Below are 17,868 nucleotides of genomic sequence, written 5' to 3'. Positions count from 1 at the left end.
TACTCAATCCGGTACCGTAAATTTTGCTATCTGACATGCCTCACTCTACATTCCGGTCATGGATGAATAGCAGCTTAAACTCCGGGGAATTACGTTAACCCCGAAACAGGTTTGCTCGACAATGTTTGCCCTAAAACAAAATGGAGAAACACATACACATGTCAGATATTAACTTGGCTGATTTCATGCCTTTCCTGATCATTATTGCGACAATTATTATCGTCATTCTGGGTTTCTTTGGGCTTTTCAAAGCGTTTTATATCAAAGTCCCACAGGGAACCGCCCTGATCGTTAACGATATGTCAGCGCAGCCCAAAGTACATTTCACCGGTGCTCTGGTCTACCCCGTTATTTATAAGAAAGAATTTATGCGCATCTCCCTGCTGACGCTGGAAGTGGATCGCCGGGGTAAAGATGGCCTGATCTGTAAAGATAACCTGCGTGCAGACATTACGGTTGCTTTCTACCTGCGCGTCAATGAAACCACTGAAGATGTTCTGAAAGTGGCAAAATCCATCGGTGTTGAGCGCGCATCTGACCATAATGCCGTCAACGCCCTGTTCAGCGCAAAATTCTCGGAAGCCCTGAAAACCGTCGGTAAACAATTCGAACTATCAAAACTGTTTGAAGATCGCCAGAATTTCCGCGACCGTATTGTTGATGTGATCGGCAAAGATTTAAATGGTTATGCTCTGGAAGACGTTGCCATCGATTATCTGGAACAAACGCCGAAAAACTCGCTGGACCCGAACAATATTTTCGATGCCGAAGGTATCCGTAAAATCACTGAAATTACAGCAATCCATAATATTGAAACCAACCAGAAAGAGCGGGATCAGGAACTGGCTATCCAGAAGAAAAACGTGGAAACCCGCGAAGCCAGCCTTGCTTTAGAACGCCAACAGGCTGATGCCGAAGCCCGCCAGAAACGCGAAATTGAAAGCATTCGTGCCCGCGAATCAGCCGAAACGCTGAAAGTCAAAGAAGAAGAGCGACTGAAAGCAGAGCAGGCCCGCATTCAGACCCAACAAGAAATTGAAATTCGCGAAGAGAACCGTCTGCGCGAGGTAGAAGTGGCTCAACAAAACCGTGAACGGGCCGTGATCATCGAGATGGAAAAGGTCACCCGCGCGCAAGAGCTGGAAATTGTCTCCCGCGAGCGTGAAGTCGAACTCCAGCGCATCGAAAAAGAGAAGGCACTGGAAGAAGAGCGCAAAAATATCTCCAACGTCATTCGTGAACGTGTTGCGGTAGAAAAAACCGTTGCGCAGGAAGAAGAACGTATTAAAGAAGTGCGCATGGTTTCTGAGGCTGATCGCAAGAAACAAATCACCATTATTGATGCTCATGCCAAAGCAGAGCAGGAGCTGGTTAGGCAGGTGAAACAGGCCGAAGCGGATGAGAACAGTGCAAAATACAAAGCGCTGGAAATCAGCACGATGGCACAGGCAGAACTCGAAGCCGCAGCTAAACAATCTGAAGCGAAAAAACGGATGGCTGAAGGTATTGAAGCGGAAGAAGCGGCTCTGGGTCTGGCTGAAGCCCGTATTCGTCAGGCCAAAGCTGAAGCAGAAGAGAAAGAAGGTCTGGTTCAGGCCAATATCATTGCCGAGAAATTACTGGCAGAAGCCCGTGGTACACAGGAAAAAGGTCTGGCTGAAGCGCGGGTCATGGAAGCTCAGGCTGATGCCTCTGAAAAACAAGGGCTGGCAGAAGCGAAAGTTCTGGAAGAAAAGCTGTCAGCTCAGGCTCGTGGTGATGAACAACAAGCTCACGCCAAAGAGAAGCTGGGGCTGGTAGATGCCAAAGTACTGGAAGAAAAACTGACGGCACAGGCGCGCGGTGAAGGTCAGCTCGGTACAGCACAAGCAGAAGTTATTCGCCAGCGCCTGAAAGCAGAAGCTGATGGTCTGACCGATAAATTCACTGCCATGGGCAACCTTAACGATACAGCCCGTGATCACGAAGAGTTCCGTATGCGTCTTGAGAAAGACTTTGAGCAGGCCATGTCTGCCATTGCCGCTAATAAAGAGATCGCCAAAGAGCAGGCAGAAGTTCTGGCAGCGGCACTCAGCAAAACCAACATTGATATCGTGGGTGGCGACGGTAGCTTCTTCAATACTTTCTCCAAAGCGCTTACTGTCGGCAAAGCCATTAATGGCGTGGTAGACAAAAGTCCATTAGTCAAATCAGCCGTCGATAAGCTGCTGACGGGTAAAGGTGATAAGGGCATTGTAGAAAAATTTATGGAAAAAGAAGTGGGCGAGAAGAAACTGGATTTCAACTCCCTGCTGCAAAACCCGGAAGTCCAGTCTCTGGTCAATATGTTCAGTGGCAGTCAGAAAGATCAGACTCCAAAAAACCCGAATAAAGATAATTCCGTAGAGTAATCAGTCATCCCCACCGTCACGGCAACCGTGCCGGTGGGTGATCCACATGCCCTGAAACCCGAATTAATCTCATCAAAGCAAGGAAACACTTACGCCATGTCAGATAGCCAACTGAATGATAATCAAGTAAACACCCGCGAACAGGAATTGTTGGATAACGCCGTCGCTGAAGGTGGAGCCTATGATATCTTACGCAATCGTCTGTCTGAACAGGGCCAACAGCTCCACGAAAAAGTCAGCCTGCTGAATAACCGTCGTCTGGAAGAATTTGGCAAAAACCAGACAGATATTATTGGCCGTATTCGTATCCGCACAGAAAATAACTGCGTTGCTAGGGATATTGTCCGCGTCGGTGACTGGCTACTGTTTGGCTACAATGTTTTCCTTGGCTTGAAAAAAGAAACGCGGGTCGAAGATGTTTTCTCCCTGTACAAACTGAAAAAAGAAAATGATGAATATGATGTTGAATCCGTCCCGCTGGCGGGCACGTTTCTTAACATCACCAGCTTTGTGCAGGATTTCCACGAACTCTATACCTACTATAAAAACACCCAATTACTGGAACTGGTTGAGCGGGATGGCAAACTCCTTGCCAGTTTCCAGATTGGTGAGCGTATCACCGATATCCGCGTATTCCGCTGGGCAATCTCCAGCGATAAAACCGAAATCAAGTACATTGATAATCGCGGAGAACGTGATATCGCCCTGCCTCCGGCCTATGATTTTGAATGGCAGCGAACAACACGGGAAAATACTGTTCATGGTCGCTATCCACATATGAACATTCTCGATACGGTATTTGTGGAAACGATTGGTGGCGACCTGACCATCAAATGTGAAAATAATACCGAAGATGGGCTGGGTATTTATCGGGAAGCGGTGTTGGATAAAACCCAATCGCTGGATGATGCACAGATCGAATATGCCCAGACCGGCAGTCTTATTCTGCTGAAAATTCTGCCTTATCGCGAGGATACATGGCGTTATCTGGTTTACAACACGCTGACTCAGACGGTACAACGCATTGATGCCATTGGGCTGGCTTGTATTCAGCTACCGGAAGATCACGGCATTATTTTCCCTGGCGGCTATTATCTGCAAAACGGCGAGTACAAAACCTTCGACCAGCCTATGGACGGAATGCGTTTCAGGCGGGTTCGTCGCTCTCCGAATGGCGAAGATGTTATGTATATCTTCTATGAGCCTAAACTCGGCCGGCTGGCACTGTTCAATTACAACCTGATCGAACGTAAACTGCAAAACCCGCTGTTCGGACACGGTTATGCCATGTTTGAAGATGGCCAGATGGTGCTGTTCGAAGGCCAGTCAGATGAGCCAACACGTATCCATCCAATGCAAATCTGGCAAACTCCTTTCTATTCTGACGAATATGCCGCCCGCCAACCGGCAAAAAACAGCTTTCTGGGACGTATCGGCAATGCTGAACTGGTGCGGGGAATTTCCGACCTTTACCATATCGCTAAAGAAATAGAACAACAGCAGATCTCTTCTCAGCTTTATGAAAAACTTTGTCAGGATACCCGCCGTCTGGTGGATATCTACTATTGGCTAAGTGACGAAAAGTGGCTGAGTGACGAACAGAGCCTGCATATTGCAGCACTTCTCAAAGAGATCGCCAACACCGGCGAACGCGTATTAGATGAATACGAAAAAGTTGAAAGTATTCGTCGTCAATCCGTCCGGGCGATGAATGAGGCCACATCGCATCAAAAAGAGCTGATGATTGCCATGCTGCCGGAAAGCTGGACTGAAACTCAGCAATATATTGATGCCTTAAACAGCCTGAGTATCCAGCGTGGTCACTTAATTACCCTGCGTGACCACCGTTATATTGACCTCGTCCGCCTTGATGAAATGGAAGCACAACTGGCTGACAGTCAACAACGTATTTCACTGGCAACCGCAGATTTCCTCGCCAGCGAAAAAGCATTACAGCCTTTCAATCAACATTTACAAATACTGGATAAACAAATACAAGAAGCGGCTAACAGCGCTCAACTGGCAGAACCATTGGCGGGCATGGAGAAGATGTCAGCTGATCTGGATATGCTGTCAAACCTGATGGCTTCACTGAAATTTGAAGATACAACCCAGCAAACGCATATTATTGAATCCATCTCTGAAATTTACGCCCTGCTGAATCAGGCGAAAGCCAGACTACAACAGCGCCGCAAAGAAAAAGGCGCGGTTGAATCCGTCGCACAATTTAGTGCGCAATTTAAATTGTTCAGTCAAGGGATCACCAACGCCCTGACTCTTTCCACTGATCCCGAACGCTGTGAGGAACAACTCTCACGCCTGTTAGTTCAGTTAGAAGAACTTGAAAGCCAGTTCAGTGACCACGATGAATTCCTGAATGACATTCTGGATAAACGCGAAGAGTTGCTGGAAACATTTGAAACGCACAAACAATCGCTGCTGGATGAGCGCCAGCGCAAGGCTCAGAATTTACAGGTTGCAGCAGAACGCTTACTGGACAGCATCAATCGCAGAACAGCTAAATTTTCTTCTCTTGATGAACTTAATGCCTTCTTTGCTGCTGATACTCTGGCGCTGAAAGCCCGTGAAATTATCGAGCGCCTGCGTGACCTGAAAGACAGCGTTAAAGCGGATGATATCGATGCCAAATTCAGAGCCGCACGTGATCAGGCGATCCGCAGCCTGCGGGATAAAAAGGACATCTACGAAGATGGCGGCAACATTATCAAACTCGGGCCTCGTCACCGTTTCAGTGTAAATACACAGGAACTGGATCTGACCATCCTGCCACGAGGCGACAAATTATACCTGCATTTAACAGGTACCGATTATCAGGAACCGATAAACAGCCCGGAACTTGAATCATTGAAACCCTACTGGGCGATTTCCCTTGAATCTGAATCCCCCTCAGTCTACCGGGCTGAATACCTTGCTTACTCACTCATTTACTCAGCCAGCAAAGAGCAGGCCGGATTAACGCTGGATGGGCTAAAAACCCTGATGAGCCAGCCGGCTATGCTGGAAAAAACCGTGCGTGATTTTGCTGCTCCCCGTTATAAAGAAGGGTATGAAAAAGGAATTCATGATCATGATGCCATCGCCATTCTGCGCAAACTCATTCCTGTAGGGGAAAGTGCCGATCTTCTGCGTTTCAATCCCCACGCCAGAGCAATTGCCTTTCTGTTCTGGGAGCAGGTTCAGCAAGAAGAGCAACCATCTTTATGGCCGGAACGCGCACGTACCTGCACCAATATTTACCAGCTGTTCCGTAATGATGCTGGCTTACGGGATCTGGAAGCCGAAATAGAAGCAGAAATCAGCCTGTTCCTTGAACGCCATCCAATCAGGTGTGAACCCTATCAGCAAACACAGGCCGCTGAATATCTGTGTCTGGCGTTGAACCGCATGACTGTAGAATTTACTTTCAGTAAATATGCCCGAACCTTGCTGGAAGGTCTGCAATCTGCGCTGGAAAAAGCACATATGTGGGGTGATTTCATTCACTCACAGCAAAATCTCGGCCAGCGCTTTGCTCAACGCTGGATGCTGGTGGAGAACTGGTTGAACGGGCTGTGTTCCTTAGCTGAATTTGCGCCACTAAAAAATTATATTTCGGAAGCGGTTACTCTGACCGTGTTGGATAAATCACTTAACGCCCGCTTCAGTGAAGTCGATCTACATTTTACTGTCACCGATTTAATTGGCGAACATCCTTCCATCATTAACCAGACGCTGACTCTCAGCCTTGATGACTATTTCTGCCGCATGAGAAAACAGCGCAAGGTATTTATTCCTGCTTATCATCATTATCAGGAATTACGTCAGAGTGTCCTTAATCAGCAGCGTCAATCCCTAAAACTCCATGAATTCAAGGCCCGACCGTTGAGTTCATTTGTCCGCAACAAACTGATCAACGATGTTTATCTGCCATTAATCGGCGATAACCTTGCCAAACAAATTGGAGCTATCGGAGAAGGTAAGCGAACAGACCTGATGGGCATGTTACTGATGATCTCCCCGCCGGGCTACGGTAAAACCACCTTAATGGAATACATCGCCAACCGTCTTGGTTTGATCTTCATGAAGATTAACGCCCCTGCATTAGGGCATGATGTACTCTCACTCGATCCGGCTCAGGCACCGAATGCGACAGCTCGTCAGGAGCTGGAAAAGCTCAATCTGGCACTGGAAATGGGCAATAACGTGATGCTGTATGTTGATGATATTCAGCATACCCACCCTGAATTTCTACAAAAATTTATTTCCCTGTGTGACGGAACACGGCGTATAGAAGGTGTCTGGAAAGGCAAAACCAAAACTTACGATATGCGCGGTAAGAAATTCTGCGTCGTTATGTCCGGTAACCCTTATACCGAATCCGGTGAGTTATTCAAAATTCCTGATATGCTGGCAAACCGTGCCGATATTTATAACCTCGGTGAAGTACTGGGAGGTATGGAAGAAGCCTTCACCCTGAGCTATATCGAAAACAGCCTGACCTCAAACCCGGTATTGGCTCCGCTGGCATTACGCGATATGAACGATCTTTACCTGTTTATCGATAAAGCAATGGGCAAGCCCTTCTCCGGCAATGCCTTAAGTTACCCATATAGTGATGCTGAAATTACCGAAATCGTCGCGATCCTTGAACGGTTGTTAATCATGAGGCGTATCGTTTTCAAAGTTAACCAGCAATATATTGCCAGTGCCGCCCAGTCAGACAAATACCGGACAGAACCACCGTTCAAACTACAAGGTAGTTACCGCAATATGAATAAACTCAGCGAAAAAGTTTCTGCGGTCATGAACGAAGCAGAAATACAGCGCATTCTGGATGATCACTATTTAGGTGAAGCACAACTACTGACCAGCGGAGCAGAAGAAAACTTACTTAAACTGGCAGAACTTCGTGGCACCCTGACACCAGAGGAAGAACAACGCTGGCAGCAGATAAAACGTGATTTTATGCGCAATAAAGCATTGGGTGGCGATAACGCCGATGTAGGCGATCGGGTTGTAGCTCAGCTTGCTGATTTGGTTGAGAGTGTTCAGGCATTAGGGCATAACTAAAAAGAATTTATAAAGGAAATAATGTGGAAATAGTAATTATTGCTATAGTGATTTTTCTCCTGATAACTGGGCTAATAAGTGCAGGGATCTCACTGTATAACCGTTTGGTTCTACTGCGTAACAATGTAGACAACGCTTTTGCCAATATAGACGTTATCCTGAAACAACGTGCCGATCAGATCCCTGCGTTAGTTTCAATAGTTAATAAAACAATGCAGCATGAAAATGAAATTTTTACAGCCCTCAGTCATGCCCGCCAAAAGTATTTAACTGCGGGTTCACTGCCTGAAAAAATCGATGCTTCCAACCAAATGACTAACGCTCTAAAAACGGTGTTTGCGATTTCAGAAAACTACCCCACATTAATCTCCGGTAAAAGTTTTATCGAACTTCAGAAAACAGTCAGCGACGTTGAAGATAAAATCGCCCGCCGCCGTGAAACGTTTAATGATGCTGTGACAACTTACAATATTGGCATTCAGGTTTTTCCTGCACTTATCATGGCAAAAGCCCTGCAATACCAATCGATGCCTCTGCTGGAAATTTCCGCGGAAGAAATAAAATACAATGGAATTAAATTCGATTAAACAAAATAAAAGCAGGTAATGGATGACTACGATTATCATGGCACTCGTTTTTAGTGCCATATTGAGTGGTACTACTTTACTCGTATTATCATCAAATTTTAACTTTCGAATTACGCTAAAATGGATGGCAATAACAATCATCGTCAGCAGTTTTTTAGCCTGTATCGTAACTTATCTTGATAAAGATAATATATTGTATGTACTTATTTTTTTCTTTGCACTCCCTTTTCTTGCATCATTTTCTGTCCCGGCTGGAGAATTTATAAGCAATATTATCAGCCTGAAAAATGATATAAGACAAGGTAAGACAACGGTCTTAAAAACGATCATTCAATCAATATTAACTGCTGTAACTATTGGTATTATTTACGCAATGAATTTTTTAGACAACCTCATCATCTTCGGTTTGTTTGCCATATTTTTTGCCACTGCTCTGATTTTAGTTTGGCGAGAAAAAACACCCAAAAAACAGTTTTTCAAACTCCAGCAAATACTCCCCACATCCAAGATAGGTTCAATGGCAATGGGGTTAGTTGAAGTACAAGGGAAAGCCATCGCAGAAAAACAGCGATTAGCTACCGCGCCACTCAGCAAAAAGAAATGCATTGCTTACCTCTATACAGAACATAAAAAAACTAAGGATTCCGAAGGGAAAACATATTATAAAACCATTACTGATAAAACTTATTGTGCACCTTTCAAGATTCAGGATGAAACAGGTTCAGTCGCTGTTATTACTCATGATTTATCATTAGTCTCTCTGCCTCCCACCCTAAAATATGAGAAAAACAATATTCGCTATGTTGAACGGGCAATATTCAATCATGACATGATCATGCTGATTGGTGCTGCGGCTGAAAAAAATATCCCCGGAAAAGGCAACCAAATCGTTATTCAAAAAGATGTCGAAAATAACATATTGGCCGCCTCACGCGTTGAATCTGTTACACATTGGAATAAACATCGTCCATTGGTCAGATCGGCTTTGGTTTTCAGTTTGGCCGCAGTATTTTTAATTGCGGTTATTTTAACTATCCCTTATGAGTATCACGAACAAACACTAACGATTATGTTTAATAAATCGCCTTTATTCAGCTGGTTATTTTAAAATGAATGTTCTAATTTCAGCTTTTATCATTATTATCATGTCAGTGCTTTTGTTTTACTATCTGATGGATACCTACAATAAAGTAGTTGCATTAAAAAACTATACTGAAAAAGCATTTGCCAATATTGATGTACTTTTACAGCAAAGGGCCAACGAAATACCAAAATTGGTGAATATTGTTGAAAAAGTCATGTTACATCAGCAATCTCTGCTACTAAAACTCACTCAATCACGCGAACGCTATTTAAACCACCATCAGGCCGAACAAAAAATCATTATTAATAATCAACTCACTGATTACTTAAAACAGATTATGTCGGTGACAGAAAGTTATCCTGAATTACAGGCAATACATAATCTGAATAAATTACAAAAACGTATAACGTTGCTGGAAGCAAAAATCGCTGATCGCCGTGAGTTTTTCAATGAAAGTGTCGCCTTGTATAATACCGGAATACAAACATTACCCAACTTGATATTCGCTAAAATTCTGGGTTATAAACCACGCACCATGCTTAATTCCTATATAATCGGCGAGTGAGGATCTTCCATGTTGACCATCCCTTTCAATCTGTTTGGATTTGCCGATAGCATTGTGCAAGGTCCGGCCTATATCCTTTTTCTTTCTACCTTTGGTATGTTTATTCCTTTAATTTTTTTAGGTATTTTGGAAAGAATTCCTATTCTAAGAGTCTTATCTAATATTGCTGCGGGTACAATTGCACTGGGGGTTTTCCCTAACCTTGGTATATTAAGTATACTTTTATTTTTAGGGATAGGGGGTATACACCTGTTTTTTGTTAGTACCGTTATTTTTCTGAGCTGTTTTTTATTTATTGCCTTTAACTATCAGGAGCTAGCAAATTATATCAATAGCTTTTCTCCTATTGATAATCCAGAAATAACAGGCAAGAAACCCAGAAAAAAACAGCGAAAAAAATAGTAGAATAGACACAATGGATTTCAAGATGCATCGCGGCGGCAAGAGAGAGAATCCTCAGGAGCATAGATAACTATGTGACTGGGGTGAGCGAGCGCAGCCAACAAAGAGGCAACTTGAAAGACGAGTGTATAGGCATTTTAAACAGAGGTAGATAATGATGGCTATATGGCTTAAACAACGTCTTTATATCCTGATAGGGCTAACCTCACTGCTTATCCTCCTCCAATTACTCAATACCTTAACCGACGGAGCATTAAGTAATTTTGGTATTATTCCCCGATACATTCAGGGGTTGATTGGCATTCCTCTGTCTCCGTTTCTGCATGGTAGCTGGGCACACCTGTTCAGTAACCTGCCCGCTTTATTAATCCTGAGTGCATTACTGATGGCTCACTCCATCCGATATTACATTCTGGCCAGTCTGTTCATTATTGTTACAGAAGGGTTGTTAGTCTGGCTATTCGGGCGTAGTGCCATTCATGTTGGTGCCAGCGGCTGGATTTTTGGCCTGTGGGGTTTATTGCTGGCTAACGCCTTTTTCCTTAAACGAGCCAAAGATTTATTCTTCGCCATTGTTGTACTTATCTATTATGGCGGTATAGCTATTAATCTGTTCCCCTGGCATGCCTATGTTTCAACAGAAAGCCACGTTTTTGGGGCTATTTCAGGGCTAGCCTTCTCTTGGTTGACTAAGTCCCTGAACCAGCGTCAGACTGATTAAAAAACGCGACCAAGCCCGTTGTCACAACAGGCTGATAATGATTATGTCCATTTTAGTGCCGAATCTTCTACGGGCTGACCCAACACCTGTTTATCTTTTTTATAATCATGTGGTACCTGCCAATTCGGGCTGCGTCCCTGACGAAGAAGAGCATGATCACCACGTTTTAAATAACCTGAGGTTAATTCGCCAAAAACACTACTGTGTTTCAACATTTCATTTGGCGGAGCTTGTGGAAGCACAGCCTTAGCATCGCGGCGATCCATCTCTTTCAATAAACGGCAAACATAATCCGCAGAGAGATCCACCTTTAATGTCCAAGAGCTATTGTTGTACCCGAACAAGTAGGCGAAATTGGGAATATCCTGTATCAGTGTCCCTTTATAGAGCATACGCTGATTACCCCGAACTTCTTTCTCATCAACCGAAAGGGTTATTCCCCCCAGAGCCAGTAATCTCAGCCCTGTCGCCGAAACGATAATATCCGCAGGTAATTCCTCGCCAGATTCCAGCAAAATACCATTTTCAGTAAAACGCTCAATCTGATTGGTGACAATCGATGCTTTACCTTGTTCCAGTGACCGTAAAAAATCCCCTCTTGGGATCACGCATAACCGCTCGTCCCAAGGCATATATCTTGGTGTCAGATGATCCATATTAAAATTCATTCCGACTCTTTTACGAGTTGATGACAACAAAAATGATTTCAATACAGTGGGTAAATGACGGCTGCTTTTATACAGCAAGCGGTGGAGGAAAATATTACGATTTCGGCTGATATTATATACCCACCGCTTTGGCATGAACTTACTGAGATAGATGGAGATTTTATCTATCGCGGGAATAGAAAGAAAATAACTGGGAGAGCGTTGTAACATAGTGACATGTTCAGCATCATTTGCCATTGCCGGAACTATCGTCGCTGCCGTGGCCCCACTGCCAATGACGACAACCTTTTTCCCTTTATAATCCAATTCTTCAGGCCAATATTGAGGATGGATAATCGGGCCTTTAAAATCATCAGCCCCTTTAAACTCAGGTAAATATGCCTCATCGTAATTAAAATAACCCGTTGCGGCGATCAGATAATTACAAGTGAAAGTTTGAATTTCCCCGCTCGTTTCCTCAATAGCCGTAATCGTCCATTGGCTGGTCACACTAGACCAGTTAGCATTCGTGATTTTTAATCCAAACTGGATTTTTTTATCAATTCCATATTCTTTTGCAGTTTCAATAACGTACTTTTTTATTGAAGGCCCATCAGCAAAAACACTGGTTTCAGTCCAGGGCCTGAATCTGTATCCAAAAGTCATCATATCGGAATCAGAACGGATCCCCGGATAACGATATAAATCCCAGGTACCACCAATGGATTGACGGCGCTCTAATATCATGACTTTTTTAGCGGGGCATTCTCTTTTTAAATGGCATGCCATACCAATACCAGCAACGCCAGCCCCCATAATCAAAACATCATAATGGTTATCCATGTTACCTCCTCTAAAACACACTTTCTGACAAGGGCAATTTTCCACCATCACGACATGTTATTTTTTATTCAATAAAACAACCATTTGTATTTATGAGGGGGGACTAATATTAATCGAGGCGGGGGTATGGATAGCTTTTGTACAGCAATGGTTGTGACAAAAATAAGCAAGCGCTGACAACATAACAGGCAAATTGAGCAATGTGGAATATAGAGCTACTGAATATTCCGCGTAGCCCTAGAAAATACGTTCGCTATAAATCAATCACCAGCCGTTTACTTTTCGCTCTGGAACAGCAAATCAGCAGGGATGTCTGGCTCTCTCTTTCTTCATCACTAAAATAGTGATCGCGATGATCAGCCTCACCTTCTAAAATCGCGGTTTCACAAGTTCCGCAGATACCTTCGCGACATAAACTTTCAACCGCTGCGACGTTATTTCTTTCAATGACTTGCAGAATTGTCGATTCACTATCGACCTCCAGTTCAATGCCTGATCTGGCAAGCACAAGGGTAAAGGCATCACCGGTTTTATCTTCAACCGCAAACTGCTCAAAATGTAACTGATGTTGTGGAAACCCGGCTTTTTGTGCCGCTTGTTTTACGCCTTCACTTAATGAATTTGAACCACATGTATAAATGTGGCTTCCTTCAGGCAATTGAGTAATAAAAGTATCCAGCTCAATACGGGAACCTTCAGATGAAACATGGCAAATGACTTTATCTTTAAATTCTGATGCCATTAATTCCTGCCAGAATGCGTTTTCATTGGCATCCCGGTAACAATAATGCAGTTCATAATCAGCATGTTGCTGTTCCAGCTGATGCAGGTGAGACATAAACGGCGTGATCCCGATCCCTCCCGCAATTAAGATATGTTTTTTCGCTTCAGGCACGATTGAGAATAAATTATTAGGCTCAGAAACAAAAAGTTTATCCCCGATAGTGACTTTTTCATGCATAAATGCCGAACCACCGCGTGAACAGGCTTCCCGCTTAATCGCAATTTGATAACGTTGTTCATCAAAAGGAGAGTTGAGCAACGAATAGGCATTACTATAATTGCTGCTACCATCCTGCATTTGCACAAAAATATGACTGCCAGCAGTAAACGAAGGTAAATACGTGTTTTGATCAGGGATTAACGTGAAACGCTTAATGGTTGGCGTCATCATTTCAATATCGCTGACAATAACGCCAACCATTTGATAAGTAGCCATAAACTACACCTCATTCTTCATGGTAGATTTGCGCGATAAGATTATGAAAATAAGCGATACCGTGCTCACTCATCCCACTTCCGGTACTGTCTGCCATGATGCGCCCCTGACCACGATAACCACGGGATTTCAGCCCTTTTTGTACGCTTTCAACCAAACGAAGATCTTCCGGGCGAAAAACATCGCGATACCATTCGATCAAATCGTTTTGCTCCTGCGTCAGATCCTCATTAGTAAAGTAAATATCGTAGTGCTGTAGCGTAGTTTCCGCATCAACCGGAAATTCATAAATCACCGTCATCATGCCTTTAATGGGCGTAACGTTGTACATAGTACAAGGCCATAACCAAAAACCATGGAATGAAGATTCACCTTCAAATTTGAAAGATTGTTCTGAGGGAACGGCATAACCAAATTGTAATGACCAGTTATCACGCATGGTATGCCAGTAGCGATCTACCTGAACAGAAGTAGCAAAACCCGGATGTGCAGGCGCACAGTGATAACATTCCAGATAGTTATCAACAATACTTTTCCAGTTAGCGGGAGTTGATGTCGTGAAACGCGCCGCCAGTTTTAAATCGTAAACGTCAGGGCAGGCTTCCAGTACTTTGGCGCCTAATCCCGGCAACTGTTGTTCAACTGTACCAGCATTCACATCCATATTAATAAAGACAAAACCAGCATACTCCTCCAGTTTAACAGGGGTCAGAGTCGCTAAGTCTTTATCAAAATTGGCCACATTCTCACAATTACGTGCGTGTGCTAAGGTGCCATCAAGTTTAAAGGCCCATGCATGATAAGGGCAGGTAATCACATTTTTTGCTTTACCTTCCCCTTTTAATAACTGGTGCCCACGATGAGGACAAACGTTAAAAAATGCCCGTAATACTTTGTCACGCCCACGCACGATGACAATGTTTTCACCAATAATTTCACGCGTAATGTAATCATTCGGGTTAGCCAACTCGCTGATGTGTGCAACACAGATCCAACTCTTAGCGAAAATCGCTTCTTTCTCATAATCAAATACACGTTGAGAAGTATAGAAACGGGCTGGCATGGTATAAGCTTCTGTCGGATTCGCACAAAAATCTCTTGGCAATGTGAAATCAGGATGTTGGATGCTCATATCAATTCCTTAATCTTTTTATGGCGTTCATTGACTATTCTGTTAGTTATTGCTGTCGTGGATGAAGGTATTGTTAGTATTTTTTGCTTTTATCGGCACCGGAATAACAACATTCGCCTGCTGTTCAGAAGTATCAATAAGATGAGCAGGAACATGTGCGTAATCTTGTTTTATCCAGCGAATAAAACCATAGACCTTAAATAATAGGATCACCAGAAAGGGAAGTGCTGTAAGCACTACCGTTGTTTTCATTGTTTCCAGAGAAGCTTGTGTAAACAAAATCGAAAGGGGAATGAGTGTAATCACCACGCACCAGAAAAGACGTAAATTCCGGCTCGGGTCCTGACCTTCGCTTAAATTACGAGTACTGGTTGCTGCCATCGTATAGGCCACGGCATCCATATGTGAGGCCAGAAAAATAATCATAATGCAAAGATAGGCAATAAGGAAAAACTGGCCGAATGGCAACGCATTCAATAGTTGATGAACCGCAGTTTCACCACCTAACGTATTTAATATTTCAGGGACATTAATGGCTCCGGTAATAAATTGGTGCATCGCATAACTTTCCAGAACACCAAAGAAAAACCAGCAACCAAACGTACTGCCTAATAACAACGCCCAAATCACTTCCTTGATTTTTCGCCCGTGAGAAACCCTCGTCACGAACATAGCAACACCGGGGGTATATGAAATCCACCACAACCAATAGAAAACAGTCCAGCTACGGGTAAATTGGCCATCTCCCATAGGGTCGGTAAACAAGCTCATTTGTAGGAAATTCTGCGTCGTCAGACCAATGGTATGAATAATATTATTAATGATAAATTCTGTCGGCCCTGCCATCAGAACCAGAAACGCAAACCCCAATGCACCCCAACCCACCATCTGGCTTAATCGCCGCATACCATTATCAATACCAATATAAGAACTTAAGCTGAAAATTAATGCGGCTAATAATGTAATTCCGGCCTGAATCATAAAATTGTTCGGTATGCCGGTTAACACTGAAAGCCCACCACTTAATGTCGATGCAGTCACCACTAACGAAATCGTTAATGCGCCTACCGTCGCAATTAAGAATGTCATATCAACCAGACGGCCCCAAAAACCCTGAGGATTGATTTTGATAATGGCAGAAATGATCCCTGACAGGCTCAGACCTTTATTTTTTCTGACATAAAAATGGTAAGCCATGACCAATGAAGCCAAAGCATAAGTAGCCCAGGCACTGACTCCCCAATGGAAAAAAGAGTAACTGATACTGTACTCGAGAGCTTTAGGAGTATGAGGAGCAATATTCAGACCGGGGGTTTTATAATAATAGGCCCACTCCATCACCCCCCAATATAACGTCGATGAACCCAGCCCCGCACAAATAAACATGCATAACCACGGTGCAGTGGCATATTTTGGCTTCCCTTCTCCAAGACGAATATTGCCGTATTTACTCAGAGCCAGATAAAGGACAAACATCAAAGCGACAAGCACTAAAATCTGAATGGTTGACCCAAGTAAACGAGTCAGACCATTAAAAATTGTATTAGCAATAACACTTGTTTTTTCAGGAAACGCACCGAGTGTTATTGCTATCACAATAATACAAGCCAGACTGATGACAATTAACGGAATATCTTTCTTTGGGTTGCTCAGCATAAAACCTCCGCTTTACCATTTTGTATATCTCCTTATTTTTTATGGAATACACAAAATTGCCTGTTATCGTTGTTATGGACAGGACAAAAGGAAAACGTGCAACTAAGTAAGAACAAAACTTATCGCTTCTTTTTGTTAACAATAAAAATATAGTGTCGCTACACTATTTAAACAATTAGCCAAACAGTAAATAGATAAAACACATATCGTAATTAATGTTTTGTGAAGCAGGTTGAAAATCTAAGGTATCCGTTGGTAGCTAACGCGATACTAATCTATTGAGCTTATGGCGGTACGAAGATGAGGCAGATAATAACAATATATGAACGCAGCTAACACACCGAACCCGCCAGCCATTATCAAAGTTAGGTATAGACCAAGATAAGTTGAAATAAATCCAATTCCAGAAGCACCTAATGGATAAACCCCTACACTAATCATGACAAATAAACTCATCACTCGACCTCGTTTATCATCCTCTACCAAAATCTGTAACAAGCTGTTACTGGCTACTATATTGGTAATGATCCCTGCTCCCAGTATTGGCGATAAGAGCAACCCAACCCAATAAACATGAGTGCTGGATAACACTATTAACGCAATACTGGCAGAAAGTATGGCAATAAAAATGGCTTTTTCTAGCCCCTTCGCGCTTTGGTGATAAGCTAAATAGCCCACCGCAATGATAGCTCCAAGCCCAAATCCACCGTAAATACTCCCCGCCATGACCGAATTACCATCATATAACTGGCGAATAATAGCAGGAACCAGTGTTGAAAAAGGCGCAAGAGTCAGACCACTCAAGCATAAAGTCAGTAATAAAGACCTAATCGGTACAAACAAAAACGCATACTGAATACCATCACGCAAGTTTTTCCAGAAGTGATGTTTTTCAGTAAATGGTATTTTGGGCTCAAATGACCAACGAAGGCAGGATAATGAAAACATAATCATCAGAAAACTGAAGGCATTAAGGATAAAGCAGGCAGATTCAGAAACATTAGCAAGTAAATATCCCCCGATTGCCGGGCCAATGATGCGGGATAAATTGAATGAGAGTGAATTGAGAGCGACAGCATTAGATAATAACTCTTTTTCATTAACTAACTCAGCGACTAATGTCTGACGTAATGGCATATCTATAGCAGCAACAACTGACATAGTTAAGGAAAGTGTAACCAAATGCCAGAATTGTATACTTCCTGTCACAGAAAGCACAGCAAGTACCAATGCTTCTAAAAGAAACAACGCCTGAGTATAATAAATAAGTCTGTGCTTATTCAGTTTATCAATCCATACACCGGCAAATGGCGCAAGAATTAAAACGCCAATATTGTTACAGAGGCTCAGTAAGCCAAGAGCTCCCGCTGATTCAGTTAATCGATAGGCAACCCAGCCAATGGCTATTTGTTGCACCCAATTTCCTATTTGCGAAGCACTCATACCTAACCAATAAATTCTAAAATTACGGCTTTTCAGCGCTCGGAAGATATTATTACGCAATTGCATAACTTTCCTATATTTAATTTAAATAAACTATATTTTCCCTTAT

At 43.2% G+C, this 17,868-nt stretch carries 12 protein-coding genes; 7 read left to right on the top strand and 5 right to left on the bottom strand.

What is annotated here, in order from left to right; all coding sequences use genetic code 11:
* The first annotated feature begins 167 nt into the window (after positions 1-167).
* The 7 genes from AAC855_RS09220 (at position 168) to AAC855_RS09190 (ending at position 10,819) form a co-directional block, all read left to right on the top strand.
* On the top strand, positions 168-2,390 hold the full coding sequence (locus AAC855_RS09220; protein WP_340609395.1) for a flotillin family protein: 2,223 nt from the start codon (positions 168-170) through the stop codon (positions 2,388-2,390).
* 96 nt (positions 2,391-2,486) lie between these two features.
* Positions 2,487-7,460, top strand: coding sequence for a DNA repair ATPase (locus AAC855_RS09215; RefSeq protein WP_340609394.1), 4,974 nt, complete (start codon positions 2,487-2,489; stop codon positions 7,458-7,460).
* 23 nt (positions 7,461-7,483) lie between these two features.
* A complete protein-coding gene (locus AAC855_RS09210; RefSeq protein ID WP_340609279.1) occupies positions 7,484-8,047 on the top strand; it encodes a LemA family protein in 564 nt (187 codons plus the stop codon).
* 22 nt (positions 8,048-8,069) lie between these two features.
* Positions 8,070-9,155 (top strand): hypothetical protein, encoded by a 1,086-nt coding sequence (locus AAC855_RS09205; protein WP_340609278.1) that lies wholly within the window; start codon positions 8,070-8,072, stop codon positions 9,153-9,155.
* Position 9,156: 1 nt separating this feature from the next.
* A complete protein-coding gene (locus tag AAC855_RS09200; RefSeq protein WP_340609277.1) occupies positions 9,157-9,696 on the top strand; it encodes a LemA family protein in 540 nt (179 codons plus the stop codon).
* A gap of 9 nt (positions 9,697-9,705) precedes the next feature.
* Positions 9,706-10,098: a hypothetical protein gene (locus AAC855_RS09195; RefSeq protein WP_340609276.1), complete on the top strand. Its 393-nt coding sequence runs from the start codon at positions 9,706-9,708 to the stop codon at positions 10,096-10,098.
* Positions 10,099-10,255: 157 nt separating this feature from the next.
* The gene (locus tag AAC855_RS09190; protein WP_340609393.1) at positions 10,256-10,819 is read left to right on the top strand and encodes a rhomboid family intramembrane serine protease; all 564 of its coding nucleotides are present in this window, start codon (positions 10,256-10,258) and stop codon (positions 10,817-10,819) included.
* 41 nt (positions 10,820-10,860) lie between these two features.
* On the opposite strand, the gene AAC855_RS09185 is transcribed toward AAC855_RS09190, so the two are convergent.
* The 5 genes from AAC855_RS09185 to AAC855_RS09165 form a co-directional block, all read right to left on the bottom strand.
* Complete coding sequence (locus tag AAC855_RS09185) at positions 10,861-12,309, bottom strand: flavin-containing monooxygenase (RefSeq protein ID WP_340609275.1); 1,449 nt, start codon at positions 12,307-12,309, stop codon at positions 10,861-10,863.
* A gap of 253 nt (positions 12,310-12,562) precedes the next feature.
* Complete coding sequence (locus AAC855_RS09180; protein WP_340609274.1) at positions 12,563-13,528, bottom strand: PDR/VanB family oxidoreductase; 966 nt, start codon at positions 13,526-13,528, stop codon at positions 12,563-12,565.
* Positions 13,529-13,538: 10 nt separating this feature from the next.
* Positions 13,539-14,660: an aromatic ring-hydroxylating oxygenase subunit alpha gene (locus AAC855_RS09175; RefSeq protein ID WP_340609273.1), complete on the bottom strand. Its 1,122-nt coding sequence runs from the start codon at positions 14,658-14,660 to the stop codon at positions 13,539-13,541.
* 42 nt (positions 14,661-14,702) lie between these two features.
* A complete protein-coding gene (locus tag AAC855_RS09170; RefSeq protein ID WP_340609272.1) occupies positions 14,703-16,316 on the bottom strand; it encodes a BCCT family transporter in 1,614 nt (537 codons plus the stop codon).
* A gap of 270 nt (positions 16,317-16,586) precedes the next feature.
* The gene (locus tag AAC855_RS09165) at positions 16,587-17,825 is read right to left on the bottom strand and encodes an MFS transporter (protein ID WP_340609271.1); all 1,239 of its coding nucleotides are present in this window, start codon (positions 17,823-17,825) and stop codon (positions 16,587-16,589) included.
* Between the last annotated feature and the right edge of the window lie 43 nt (positions 17,826-17,868).

It is taken from the genome of Xenorhabdus bharatensis, assembly GCF_037996705.1.
In the GTDB taxonomy this organism is placed as follows: Bacteria; Pseudomonadota; Gammaproteobacteria; order Enterobacterales; family Enterobacteriaceae; genus Xenorhabdus; species Xenorhabdus bharatensis.
The sequence above is the reverse complement of the archived record's forward strand: the minus strand, read 5'-3'. Positions and strand labels throughout refer to the sequence as shown.

Excerpts from the sequence above, each read along its gene's own strand:
- AAC855_RS09215 (WP_340609394.1), top strand. The coding sequence starts at position 2,487 with ATGTCAGATAGCCAACTGAATGATAATCAAGTAAACACCCGCGAACAG.
- AAC855_RS09205 (WP_340609278.1), top strand. The coding sequence starts at position 8,070 with ATGACTACGATTATCATGGCACTCGTTTTTAGTGCCATATTGAGTGGT.
- AAC855_RS09200 (WP_340609277.1), top strand. The coding sequence starts at position 9,157 with ATGAATGTTCTAATTTCAGCTTTTATCATTATTATCATGTCAGTGCTT.
- AAC855_RS09195 (WP_340609276.1), top strand. The coding sequence starts at position 9,706 with ATGTTGACCATCCCTTTCAATCTGTTTGGATTTGCCGATAGCATTGTG.
- AAC855_RS09190 (WP_340609393.1), top strand. The coding sequence starts at position 10,256 with ATGGCTATATGGCTTAAACAACGTCTTTATATCCTGATAGGGCTAACC.
- AAC855_RS09185 (WP_340609275.1), bottom strand. The coding sequence starts at position 12,309 with ATGGATAACCATTATGATGTTTTGATTATGGGGGCTGGCGTTGCTGGT.
- AAC855_RS09180 (WP_340609274.1), bottom strand. The coding sequence starts at position 13,528 with ATGGCTACTTATCAAATGGTTGGCGTTATTGTCAGCGATATTGAAATG.
- AAC855_RS09175 (WP_340609273.1), bottom strand. The coding sequence starts at position 14,660 with ATGAGCATCCAACATCCTGATTTCACATTGCCAAGAGATTTTTGTGCG.
- AAC855_RS09170 (WP_340609272.1), bottom strand. The coding sequence starts at position 16,316 with ATGCTGAGCAACCCAAAGAAAGATATTCCGTTAATTGTCATCAGTCTG.
- AAC855_RS09165 (WP_340609271.1), bottom strand. The coding sequence starts at position 17,825 with ATGCAATTGCGTAATAATATCTTCCGAGCGCTGAAAAGCCGTAATTTT.